The sequence below is a fragment of the Curtobacterium sp. MCBD17_003 genome (genome assembly GCF_003234885.2).
Taxonomy (GTDB): domain Bacteria; phylum Actinomycetota; class Actinomycetes; order Actinomycetales; family Microbacteriaceae; genus Curtobacterium.
Window position 1 is genome coordinate 3,387,578 of record NZ_CP126275.1, and the last position, 10,862, is coordinate 3,398,439.

Below are 10,862 nucleotides of genomic sequence, written 5' to 3' on the forward strand. Positions count from 1 at the left end.
AATGCGCCGCCGGTACCATGTGTTGATCCGATCGGACCGGGAGGCACCGGTCCGGTCCTCCAGGACGTCCACGACGAAAGGGCACCAGGCATGCGCCAGCTCATCATCATCGGCTCCGGTCCCGCCGCGCTGACCGCCGCGATCTACAGCGCGCGCGCCGAGCTGAAGCCCCTCGTGGTCGCGTCCAGCGTCGAGACCGGCGGCGAGCTCACCAAGACCACCGAGGTCGAGAACTTCCCCGGCTTCCCGGAGGGCATCCAGGGCCCCGACCTCATGATGAAGATGCAGGAGCAGGCCGAGAAGTTCGGCGCGGAGATCCTGTACGACGACGCCGTGTCCGTCGACCTCACGGGCGACGTCAAGAAGGTCACCGTCGGTGGCGGCCAGACCTACGAGTCGCTCGCCGTGATCTACGCGACCGGCTCCGCCTACCGCAACCTGGGCCTCCCGGACGAGCAGCGCCTGTCGGGCCACGGCGTGTCGTGGTGCGCGACCTGCGACGGCTTCTTCTTCCGCCAGAAGAACATCGCCGTCGTCGGCGGTGGCGACTCCGCGATGGAGGAAGCCACGTTCCTCACCCGCTTCGCCGACACGGTGACGGTGATCCACCGGAAGGACGTCCTGCGCGCGTCGAAGATCATGCAGGACCGCGCGTTCAACGACCCGAAGATCGTGTTCGCGTGGAACAAGGAGGTCGTCGCCATCCACGGTGAGACCTCGGTGGAGGGCGTCACGCTCCGCGACACCACCACCGGCGAGGAGTCGCAGCTGCCCCTCGACGGTCTGTTCATCGCGATCGGCAACGACCCGCGTACGCACCTCATCCACGGCCAGGTCGACCTCGCCCCCGAGGGCACCATCGCCGTCGACGGACGCTCGTCGCGCACGAACCTGTCCGGCGTGTTCGCGGCCGGTGACGTCATCGACCCGACCTACCGGCAGGCGATCACCGCGGCCGGTTCCGGCACGGTGGCGGCCCTCGACGCCGAGAAGTTCCTCGCCGACCTCGAGCCCGAGCTCGCCGCCCTGGCGGACGGTCCGGTCCCGGTCGAGCCCGTCACGATCTCGCCGGTCGAGCCGGCCACGGTCGGCAGCTGAGCGGGCGCGCCCGGCCGCGCCGTGCCTCCCGGCCGACGGAATAGCGACACGGACGCCGATGTTGTCCACAACGACCAACCCAAGGAAGCAGGAACCATGTCCAACGCCAAGGCAGTGACCGACGCGTCGTTCTCGAGCGACGTGCTGCAGTCCGACAAGACGATCCTCGTCGACTTCTGGGCCGAGTGGTGCGGGCCGTGTCGTGCGGTCTCCCCGATCCTCGACCAGATCGCGTCGGAGCACAGCGACAAGATCGAGATCGTCAAGCTCAACGTGGACGAGAACCCCCAGTCCGCCATGCAGTACCAGATCACCTCGATCCCCGCGATGAAGGTCTTCCGCGGCGGTGAGGTCGTCAAGACCGTGATCGGTGCGAAGCCGAAGCCGGCGCTCGAGGCCGACCTGGCCGAGTTCCTGGTCTGACACCAGCCCCGACGGCTCCTGAAGCCCCGTCTCCCGATCCGGGAGGCGGGGCTTCCGTCGTCCACGCGGAACCACGCGTCCGGAACTGGCCTGCGCGGGGACCGACGGGCGTGCACGGGCATGCCGTATCGTGGCCGGAACGCCGTCCGTCGGCGTCGGCGTCCGCGATCGGCGCCCGAGTGATCGGAGACCATGCGATGACCGACCGGGGAACCAGCCTCGACCCGTGGTACGACTCCTACGCCCAGCGCACCGCAGGGCTGAGCGCATCCGAGGTCCGAGCACTGTTCGCCGTCGCATCCCGCCCCGAGGTCGTCTCCCTGGCCGGCGGCATGCCGTTCGTGTCCGCGCTCCCCCGCGAGCTCGTCACCGGGTCCATCGACCGGGTCATGGAGCACGACGCCGCCATGGCGCTGCAGTACGGCGGCGGCCAGGGTCTCCGGACCCTCCGTGAGCACATCGTCGACATCATGGCGCTCGAGGGCGTCCGTGCGAGCGCCGAGGACGTCGTCGTCACCACGGGTTCACAGCACGCCCTCGACCTCGTCACGCGGCTGTTCATCGATCCGGGCGACGTCGTCCTGGCGGAGTCGCCGTCGTACGTCGGTGCGATCGGTGTGTTCCGCTCGTACCAGGCCGAGACCGTGCACGTGGCCATGGACGACCAGGGCCTGGTCCCCGAGGCCCTGCGCGAGACCATCGCCCGCCTCAGGGCCGCTGGCAAGCGCATGAAGTTCCTGTACACCATCCCGAACTTCCACAACCCCGCGGGCGTCACGATGAGCCGCGAACGCCGCATCGAGATCCTCGACATCTGCCGGTCGAACCAGATCCTCGTGCTCGAGGACAACCCCTACGGTCTCCTCTGGTTCGACGAGCCGGCGCCGCAGGCCATCCGCTCGATCGACGAGGACGGCGTCGTGTACCTCGGCTCCTTCTCGAAGACCCTCGCCCCGGGATTCCGCGTCGGCTGGGCCCTCGCGCCGCACGCCATCCGCGAGAAACTCGTGCTCGCGAACGAATCCGCTGTGCTCGCACCGAACTCGTTCGGACAGTACGTCGTGAACGCGTACCTCGATGCCGCGGACTGGAAGGCCCAGATCACCACCTTCCGCGGCCTCTACGCGGAGCGCCGCGACGCCATGCTCGCCGCTCTCGCCGAGTTCCTCCCCGACTTGCAGTGGACCACGCCGAACGGCGGGTTCTTCGTGTGGCTCACGCTGCCGGACCAGCTCGACTCCAAGGCGATGCTGCCCCGCGCGGTCAAGGAACTCGTCGCCTACACGCCGGGTACCGCGTTCTTCGCCGACGGCCGCGGGGGCGGACAGATGCGTCTCTCCTTCTGCTACCCCACGCCGGAGCAGATCCGCACCGGCGTGAAGCGGCTCGCGACCGTCGTGAACGACGAACTCGAGCTCATCGAGACCTTCGGCACCGCCGCCCGGCCAGCGCCGGTCCCCGACGCCGCCCAGACGGTCTCGGCACCGCCGCCGAACATGTCCTGACCCGCGTCGCCGTTTCGGCCGACCGCTCCTGACCAGGGATTCATCACGCCACGCGCCGCGCGGCCGCACTCGAGGAACGCATCATGGTGGAGTTCGCCCGTCGTCACGTCGTCGTCGTCGCGGGGGGCATCTCGCACGAGCGGGACATCTCGCTCCGTTCGGGACGACGCGTGGCCGACTCGCTCATTGGCTACGGCTGGCAGGTCGATCTCCGGGACGCCGACGCGACGCTGCTCCCCGCGCTGCGCGAACTCCAGCCCGACGTCGTCTGGCCCGCGCTCCACGGCGCCAGCGGTGAGGACGGCGCGCTCCGCGGCATCCTCGAGGCGCTCGACGTGCCGTTCGTCGGTTCGCGCGCCACCTCGGCTCGCCTCGCCTGGGACAAACCGACCGCATCGGCACTCGCCGCTCGGGCGGGCGTCCGCACGCCGCGATCGGTCACCCTGTCGCACGACGTCTTCCGCGAACTCGGCGCCGTCAGCGTGCTCGCGGCCATCGCGGACGAGCACCCGGTCCCCCTCGTGGTCAAGCCCGCCCGTGGTGGGAGCGCGCAGGGCGTCACCCTGGTCCACGACACGGCCGATCTGCCGCGAGCGATGGTCACGGCGTACACCTACTGCGACGACGTCATCGTCGAGCAGCTCATCACCGGGACCGAGATCGCCGTCGGGGTGGTCGACACCGGTGATGGCCCGGTGCCCCTCGCTCCCGTCGAGATCGTCCCGCGATCCGGCGTGTACGGGTACGAGGCGCGGTACAACGCTGGTGAGACGACCTTCTACACCCCGGCGCGCTTGTCGGCCGCAGCCGCAACGGCGGCGGCCGACGCAGCAGTCGCAGCACACGTCGCGCTCGGCCTCCGGCACATCTCGCGCGTCGACATGATCGTCGACGCGGTCGAGACACCGTGGTTCCTCGAGGTGAACGTCCTTCCCGGACTCACCGAGACGTCGCTCGTGCCGCAGGCCCTCCTGGCCTCCGGTCATGACCTCGGGTGGGTCTACGCCGAGCTCGCCGAGCAGGCCATCCGCGACCATCGCCGGTAGCGGTCGTCTGTCCCACGAAGGATCAGCCCGGTCCCGAGCAGCGCGGTCCGGTCCCGGGCAGCGCAGTGCACGCGCGTTCCACGTGAAACATTCGGCTGCTCCAGGCGCAGTTGGAGACGACCCGGTTCTGTGGCTTGGCGAGGGTGAACGCACCGGCCGGAGTTGGCCACCGGTCGTCCTGATCGGCGTGCGGTCGAGGCCCCGTAGTCCCCGCAGGAGCAAGCTGATCGGCGTACCGGGCGCCCAGCGGCAGCACGATCTGCGTGGCGGCCGAACAACAGCAGAGCGAGGACGCCGGACACGACTGTGCGATCGTGCGCTGCGGTGGCCCGGCTCCGCGTCCACCGAGCGTAGCCTGATCGCCGCCCGGGTGCCGAGGACGGCCCACCTGGGCGACGAGGCGCGCCGAGGCGCACCGATCACGATCCGCACACCCGGCCTCGCGACGGCCGCCTACGCCCGCGGTGGCAGCGAGGATCACCCATCGTGGTCCCCTCACGCGCCGCCCGGATGGCTGCCCGGATCGCCGCCCATCCGACGCCTCGCGCTCCGCCTCACGCGTCACCCGACTCGCCGCCCACCTGACGGCCCAACCGCCGCCCGTCTCGCTGCCATCCTGGCGGACCCGATCAACGTCCCGGCGCGATCCCCCGCGCTCATCCGAGCGCGAGCCACCAGCGCCGCGGTCAACCTCTTGCAGCGATCTCCGGCCTGCCGTCCGTCGTCGTCGGGACACCGCAGGCCAAGCCGCTCGTCGTGCCGTGGCGTTGCCATCTGCGGGGGGGACCCGACCCCCAGTGCTCGTAGTTCCATCCCCGCGACGGCCGTCAAGTCATCCTCCGCCTGCATCGCGTCGCGCTTTGTTCGCGGTCCGCCCGCAACGCCGCGGCGTCACGCGCACCGGCTGCGGCGCGACCAGCAGGAGGGCGGCCGTGGTTTCACGTGCAACATGACCGCCACGCCGGTCTCTCGACCCCGGCCGTCGCACGACCATCAGCGCCCGCGTTGCCACACCGGATCGGTCCCACCAGCGGCTCGACTGGTCCAAGGACGGCGTGCGCAGGATCACGATCAGGGCGCGAGCCACGCAACGTGCCGATCGTGGTCAGCGCCGCAGACCCCCTTCGGACGCCACCTGCCGACGCGCCCCACGATGTTCCACGTGAAACGTCAGGACGCTGCGTCGGCGACTGCCTCGTTCCGCAGGTCCTCGAGGATCCGATTGAGATCCTCGATCGTTGCGAAGTCGATGCGCAGCGTGCCCTTGCGCGACCCCAACTGGATCTTCACGCGCGTGTTGAGGCGGTCACCGAGGCGTTCCGCGAGGTCATTGAGATGAGCTTGCCGCTTGGACGGCTCCGTCCGCGGCCGCCCCGAGGGCGTCTTGGCCGAGAGTGCCGCTGCGGCCGCCTCAGCGGCCCGGACAGACAGGTCCTCGTTCACGATCTTCTCGGCGAGGTACTCCATCGCCTCTGCGTCGGGCGCCGAGAGGATCGCGCGAGCATGGCCAGCGCTCAGGACACCGGCTGCGACGCGCCGCTGCACCGGTGACGGCAGTCGGAGCAGGCGGATGGTGTTCGTGATCTGTGGCCGCGAACGCCCGATACGTGCGGCGAGCTGCTCCTGCGTGATCCCGAAGTCCGCCAGGAGCTGCTGGTAGGCCGATGCCTCCTCGAGCGGGTTGAGGTTCGCACGGTGCAGGTTCTCGAGGAGCGCATCGCGCAGCATGGCGTCATCAGGCGTCTCCTTGATGATCGCCGGGATGGTGGCGAGGCCGAGTTCCTTCGTGGCCCGCAGCCGTCGCTCACCCATGATGAGCTCGTACCGCGGCTCGGTTCCGGCCGCGCCCGCAATGGGACGAACGACGATCGGTTGCAGGACGCCGATCTCGCGGATCGAGTGGACCAGCTCCTGGAGCTCTTCCTCGCGGAACTCCGAGCGTGGCTGCTGGGCGTTCGGCACGATGTCCAGGGGGTTGAGATTGGCCAGGCGAGCGCCGGGCACGGCAACCAAGTCATCGGCGGTCTGGCCGACGCTGTTCGGCGACGCTCCGTCGGCAAGGATCGCAGCGACGGCATCCGTCGCGGTCGTCGCGGGTTCCCTGGTCGCAGCACTCGTGTTCGTGGGGAAGAAGACGTCAACCGGACGCTCCTGTTGCTCGGGGCTCGTCGGGATGAGCGCGCCGATGCCCCTGCCGAGTCCGGTCCGCTTCGGTGCCATCAGTGCTTCGCTCCTCGTGCTGCGATCTCTGCGGCCGCCTCGAAGTACGAGAGCGACCCTGGTGAATTCGTGTCATAGCTGACGACGCTCTGCCCGTAGCTCGGAGCCTCACTGATGCGCACGGACCGGGGGATCAGCGTGGCGAGGACCTGGTCGCCGAAGTGCTCGCGGACCTCGTTCGCGACCTGGTTCGCCAGATTGGTCCGGCCGTCGTACATGGTCAGCAGGATCGTTGACACCCGCAACGCCGGGTTGAGATGCCGCTCGATCAGCTCGATGTTCCGGAGCAGCTGGCTCAGTCCCTCGAGCGCGTAGTACTCACACTGGATCGGGATGAGCACCTCACGGGCCGCCACGAACGCGTTGATCGTCAGCAGACCCAGCGACGGCGGGCAGTCGATGAACACGTAGTGGAACGGCTCGTCAACGCCGTCGAGGAACTGCTGCAGCGCGGTCCGGAGGCGCTGTTCACGCGCCACGAGGGACACCAGCTCGATCTCTGCGCCCGCCAGGTGAATGGTCGCCGGCACGCAGAACAGGTTCTCCGACTCAGGGCTCTGCTGCATGGTGCCGGCGAGTGGCGCTTCATCCACGATCACGTCGTAGATGCTGGCGACCTCCGCGCGGTGGTCCACGCCAAGCGCCGTCGAGGCATTCCCCTGCGGGTCGAGGTCGATGACGAGTACGCGAGCGCCGCCACGGGCCAGCGCGGCCGCGAGATTGACCGTCGTTGTCGTCTTGCCGACGCCGCCCTTCTGGTTCGACACGGTGAACACGCGCGTCTGCTCGGGCAAGGGGAACTGCTGCGTCGCGAGCGCGCGTCGCCGCCGATTGAGGTCGGCGATCTCGCGCGCGAGTGGCGTGGTCGCGTCGAAGTCAGTAGATGAACTCACGAATGCACTTCCCCGCCTCGATGTTCCACGTGAAACGTTGGTGCGGCTGCGGCGAGCAGCCGTCCGATGCTCGACCAAACGCTCCGCACGGGAACGTCAGTCAACTGTAGCCCGGAAGACCCGGGTCGTTTCCTCCACCACGCCCGCACCGAGCTCGATGACCTCGACATCCGTCAGGCGCTTCCGGAGGATCACCTTCCGCGCCGCATCGACTTCGGCATCGACCCGGGCCCCCTTCATGAGCAGCAACTGCCCGCCCGAGCGGACGAGTGGGACGGTGATCGGAATGAGCTTGCTCAGGGCGCTGACCGCGCGGGCCGTCACCTGATCGAGCACGAGGTCGTCCGCGACGTCCTCGGCTCGGGCGCGTAGCACCCGCACGTTCTGCAGGTCGAGCCGGTCCGCTTCACCACGCAACCACTCGACGCGCCGCTCCATCGGCTCGATGAGGGTCATCTCGACGTCAGGCCGCATGATGGCGAGCACGAGGCCCGGCAGTCCCGCGCCCGATCCGACGTCACCGACCTTCGCTCCCTCGAGGAGCAGCGGTCCGACCACACCCGAGTTGAGGATATGTCGCGTCCAGAGCCGTGGGAGTTCCAGGGGTCCGATCAACCCGAGCTCCTCGCCACGTCGCGCGAGTTCCTGCGTGAAGGACCGGACCTGCTCGAGGTGGTCGCCGAACACCGCCGAAGCAGCGTCCGGCTCTGGCTCGACCGGCAAGCTCTCGGTCACGGCGACCTCCACGTCGCCCTCAGCAGACGCGGAACGCTCGTCCGTGCTGTCAGCCACGTCAGCGCGTGACGACCGTGTGCCGGTCGCGGCCCTCGCCCTCGGACTCCGAGTGGAAGCCGCGCTCGGCCACGAGATCGTGCACGAGCTTGCGCTCGTACGACGACATCGGCGGGAGCGCCGCGCTCGGGGACCCGGCCTCGATCCGCTCGATGGCCGTGTCCACGAGCCGACCGAGCTCCGACGCCCGAGCATCGCGCGAGCCACCGACGTCGAGGATCAGACGGCTGAATTCGCCGGTCTCGGCCTGTACGGCGATCCTGGTGAGTTCCTGCAGCGCCGACACCGTGTCGGGCTTCGAGAGCACCCGCAGCGCGCCACCCTGATCGGTCACCGAGAGGTAGACGCGGCCGCCGCGCTCCTCGATCTCGATGTCACCGTCGAGATCGCAGATATCGAGCAGTTCCTCGATGTAGTCGGCAGCGATGTCGCCCTCATCACGGACCTCGTCGTCGACGCCCTCCACGTCGTCGACCGGTGCCTCGGTGGTCGGCTCGTCGGACACGGGCGCGTCCTCGGTCAGCAGCTCGTCGTCGGTCACGACTTCTTCCCGTTCTTCTTGGCGCGGTTCTTGCCCACCGGCTGCTGCCGCTGGGTCGTCGGGCGAGGACGCTCGATCTCGGTCACGCGGATGTCGTTCACGGCGGCGAGAGCGCCACCGGCGGTCGCGCCACGTCGCTGCGCTTTCCGGGCGAGCCGGGCTTCACGGGCGAGCGCCGCCTCGGACCCCGGCGTCGGCATGCGCCGGATCACGACGTACTGCTGCCCCATCGTCCAGACGTTCGAGGCGAGCCAGTAGAACATGACGCCGAGCGGGAAGCTCAGACCCGAGAACACGAACACGAGCGGGAGGACGTAGAGCATCATCCGCTGCTGCCGGTACATCGGGCTCGCCTTGGTCTCCGGCGACATGTTCTTGGCCACGATCTGCAGCTGCGTGACGAACTGCGAGACGGTCATGATGATGACCATCGCGGCGGCGATGAGGCGGACCTCCCAGCCCGTGGCGCTGAGGAACGTCTCGTGCAGGGGAGCGCCGAACAGCTTCGCGACACCGAACGAATGGGCCAGTGGCGTGGTCAGCAGGCCGATACCGGTCTTGTCGATCTGAGCGGTGTGGAGCGTCGAGTACAGGCTCAGGAACACCGGCATCTGGATGATGAGCGGCAGGCAGGAGCTCAGCGGGTTCGTCCCGGTCTCCTTGTACAGCGCCATCGTCTCGCGGGACATGGCCTCACGCGAGAACTGGTCCTTCTTGCCCTTGTACTTGTCCTGGATCTTCTTGAGCTGCGGCGCGACCTCGAGCATCCGCCGCTGGCTCTTGATCTGCCGGACGAAGATCGGGATCAGCGCCGCCCGCACCACGAGGGTCAGACCGATGATCGAGATCACCCAGGTGATCCCGGCGTTCGGGTCCATGCCGATGGCCGCGAACAACGAATGGAAACCGACGAGGATCGCGGAGACCACCCATTTGAGTGGCCAGAGGATCGTGTTTTCGAGGAACTCCATGAGAAGCGGTCACGCCTTTCGGGGGTGCGGTGTCAACCGGCGACGCCGGGAGGTCGGGGCGGCCTGCGGGGCCGAACGGTGGGTGCCGTCCACGGGGCGGGTCTCCAGGACGGGGGTGCCGTCGAGCCGGCGGGTGCCGAGCGCGCGGGTGTCGCCGGCTGGGCGGGGCAGCACGAACCCGAAGCGGGTCACGGGATAGGGCGCGGTCCGAGCCCGGACGTCGTCGATGCCACCGGCCGCCCACGGATTGCACCGGGCGATACGCCAGGCGCCCATGCTGGAGCCGACGACGACGCCGTACTGCTGGATGGCCTCGAGTGCGTACCGCGAGCACGACGGGTGGTACCGGCAGACCTCGCCGTACAGCGGGGAGACGACCGCGCGGTACGCGCGCAGCACCACCACGCACACGTTGCGCGGGAGCAACGCGACGGCCGACAGTGCTCGTCTCATGCCTTGTTCACACCCTTGCTCTGGCTCGTGCTCCGACTGAAGCACTGCCTGACATCTGCGATGAGGGTAGGCCAGCCGGCCTGCGCGGCGGCTGGCAGTGCGCGGACGACCACATCGAGCCCCGAAGGGTGATCGACGACGAGTTCGTGGGCGACGGCCTTGAGCCTGCGGCGGACGAGGTTCCGGGTCACCGCGTTCCCCACTGCCTTCGAGACGATGAACCCGAACCGGGTGGGATCGGCATCGGCACGGACGACCACCGATACGACGGCGTGCGCCGTGGCGCTCCTGCGACCACGACGCACGACGGTTCGGTAGTCGTCACCTCGGACGATCCGGTTGGCTCGGGCCAACAACCCCGGGGGTTAGGCCGAGAGCTCGGTGCGGCCCTTGCTGCGGCGGGCGGCCAGGATGGCACGGCCGGCGCGGGTCCGCATACGAGCGCGGAAGCCGTGCTTCTTGGCGCGGCGGCGGTTGTTCGGCTGGAAGGTGCGCTTGCTCATGATCTCGTCTCCACACGGACGCTCGCGGCGGTCCGGTCACGTTGGGTCCGTTGACGCGATGGGAACGGACGCTCTGGGCGCGACCGATTGGCCGCAGTCAACCGTTCAACGGTACGTGAGGACGGGCCCTGGGTCAAACGAACGGGACCAACCGCTCATTCTCCACATTGGGGACAACTCCGGTTGCGTCCGACGCGCCGCGAGCAATTACAGTGGGTTGATCCAGGGGCGCGCGGCCCGTGATCACCCGGCGGGACCGGGCACGAGCACGATCCGCGACTCGTGGAGAACACTGTGGACAACCCTGTGTACGGCCGAGTGGTCCGCCCACGACTCGCGGGCGACGTCGGCGCTGTGCGGGAGCCGGCCGGAGCGACCGTCGGTCCACGTCGACCGACCAGAGGAGACGAGCGCGCC

12 protein-coding genes are annotated in these 10,862 nt (G+C 69.0%); 4 read left to right on the top strand and 8 right to left on the bottom strand.

What is annotated here, in order from left to right; translation table 11 throughout:
- Positions 1–90 precede the first annotated feature (90 nt).
- From trxB to DEI88_RS16090, 4 genes are all read left to right on the top strand, one after another.
- Positions 91–1,098: a thioredoxin-disulfide reductase gene (gene trxB / locus DEI88_RS16075; RefSeq protein WP_111010771.1), complete on the top strand. Its 1,008-nt coding sequence runs from the start codon at positions 91–93 to the stop codon at positions 1,096–1,098.
- 96 nt (positions 1,099–1,194) lie between these two features.
- Positions 1,195–1,521, top strand: a complete 327-nt coding sequence (gene trxA, locus DEI88_RS16080) for a thioredoxin (protein WP_111010772.1) — start codon at positions 1,195–1,197, stop codon at positions 1,519–1,521.
- A 197-nt stretch (positions 1,522–1,718) separates the two neighbouring features.
- Entirely contained in the window at positions 1,719–3,026 is a 1,308-nt protein-coding gene (locus DEI88_RS16085) for an aminotransferase-like domain-containing protein (protein WP_111071971.1), read from the top strand.
- 83 nt (positions 3,027–3,109) lie between these two features.
- Positions 3,110–4,072, top strand: coding sequence for a D-alanine--D-alanine ligase family protein (locus DEI88_RS16090; RefSeq protein WP_111035760.1), 963 nt, complete (start codon positions 3,110–3,112; stop codon positions 4,070–4,072).
- 1,170 nt (positions 4,073–5,242) lie between these two features.
- On the opposite strand, the gene DEI88_RS16095 is transcribed toward DEI88_RS16090, so the two are convergent.
- The 8 genes from DEI88_RS16095 to rpmH all read right to left on the bottom strand — a co-directional run bounded on the left by DEI88_RS16095 (position 5,243) and on the right by rpmH (position 10,445).
- Positions 5,243–6,292 carry a ParB/RepB/Spo0J family partition protein gene (locus DEI88_RS16095; RefSeq protein ID WP_111035759.1) on the bottom strand — a complete coding sequence of 350 codons (1,050 nt, stop codon included), beginning with the start codon at positions 6,290–6,292 and terminating at the stop codon, positions 5,243–5,245.
- Entirely contained in the window at positions 6,292–7,185 is an 894-nt protein-coding gene (locus DEI88_RS16100) for a ParA family protein (protein WP_111035758.1), read from the bottom strand. Before DEI88_RS16100 ends, DEI88_RS16095 begins: the two co-directional genes overlap by 1 nt.
- Positions 7,186–7,281: 96 nt before the next feature.
- Positions 7,282–7,920 (bottom strand): 16S rRNA (guanine(527)-N(7))-methyltransferase RsmG, encoded by a 639-nt coding sequence (gene rsmG, locus DEI88_RS16105; RefSeq protein ID WP_111035826.1) that lies wholly within the window; start codon positions 7,918–7,920, stop codon positions 7,282–7,284.
- A 58-nt stretch (positions 7,921–7,978) separates the two neighbouring features.
- Positions 7,979–8,518: a Jag family protein gene (locus DEI88_RS16110; RefSeq protein WP_375334607.1), complete on the bottom strand. Its 540-nt coding sequence runs from the start codon at positions 8,516–8,518 to the stop codon at positions 7,979–7,981.
- Positions 8,515–9,489 carry a membrane protein insertase YidC gene (yidC, locus tag DEI88_RS16115; protein WP_111010778.1) on the bottom strand — a complete coding sequence of 325 codons (975 nt, stop codon included), beginning with the start codon at positions 9,487–9,489 and terminating at the stop codon, positions 8,515–8,517. The genes DEI88_RS16110 and yidC overlap by 4 nt, the downstream gene beginning before the upstream one ends.
- Before the next feature lie 9 nt (positions 9,490–9,498).
- Positions 9,499–9,942: a membrane protein insertion efficiency factor YidD gene (gene yidD, locus DEI88_RS16120; RefSeq protein ID WP_111035757.1), complete on the bottom strand. Its 444-nt coding sequence runs from the start codon at positions 9,940–9,942 to the stop codon at positions 9,499–9,501.
- Positions 9,939–10,298 (bottom strand): ribonuclease P protein component, encoded by a 360-nt coding sequence (gene rnpA / locus DEI88_RS16125; protein WP_111035756.1) that lies wholly within the window; start codon positions 10,296–10,298, stop codon positions 9,939–9,941. Before rnpA ends, yidD begins: the two co-directional genes overlap by 4 nt.
- 9 nt (positions 10,299–10,307) lie before the next feature.
- Positions 10,308–10,445: a 50S ribosomal protein L34 gene (rpmH, locus tag DEI88_RS16130; RefSeq protein WP_019181680.1), complete on the bottom strand. Its 138-nt coding sequence runs from the start codon at positions 10,443–10,445 to the stop codon at positions 10,308–10,310.
- Positions 10,446–10,862 lie beyond the last annotated feature (417 nt).

Excerpts from the sequence above, each read along its gene's own strand:
- DEI88_RS16095 (WP_111035759.1), bottom strand. The coding sequence starts at position 6,292 with ATGGCACCGAAGCGGACCGGACTCGGCAGGGGCATCGGCGCGCTCATC.
- trxB (WP_111010771.1), top strand. The coding sequence starts at position 91 with ATGCGCCAGCTCATCATCATCGGCTCCGGTCCCGCCGCGCTGACCGCC.
- yidD (WP_111035757.1), bottom strand. The coding sequence starts at position 9,942 with ATGAGACGAGCACTGTCGGCCGTCGCGTTGCTCCCGCGCAACGTGTGC.
- DEI88_RS16090 (WP_111035760.1), top strand. The coding sequence starts at position 3,110 with ATGGTGGAGTTCGCCCGTCGTCACGTCGTCGTCGTCGCGGGGGGCATC.
- trxA (WP_111010772.1), top strand. The coding sequence starts at position 1,195 with ATGTCCAACGCCAAGGCAGTGACCGACGCGTCGTTCTCGAGCGACGTG.
- DEI88_RS16085 (WP_111071971.1), top strand. The coding sequence starts at position 1,719 with ATGACCGACCGGGGAACCAGCCTCGACCCGTGGTACGACTCCTACGCC.
- rpmH (WP_019181680.1), bottom strand. The coding sequence starts at position 10,445 with ATGAGCAAGCGCACCTTCCAGCCGAACAACCGCCGCCGCGCCAAGAAG.
- yidC (WP_111010778.1), bottom strand. The coding sequence starts at position 9,489 with ATGGAGTTCCTCGAAAACACGATCCTCTGGCCACTCAAATGGGTGGTC.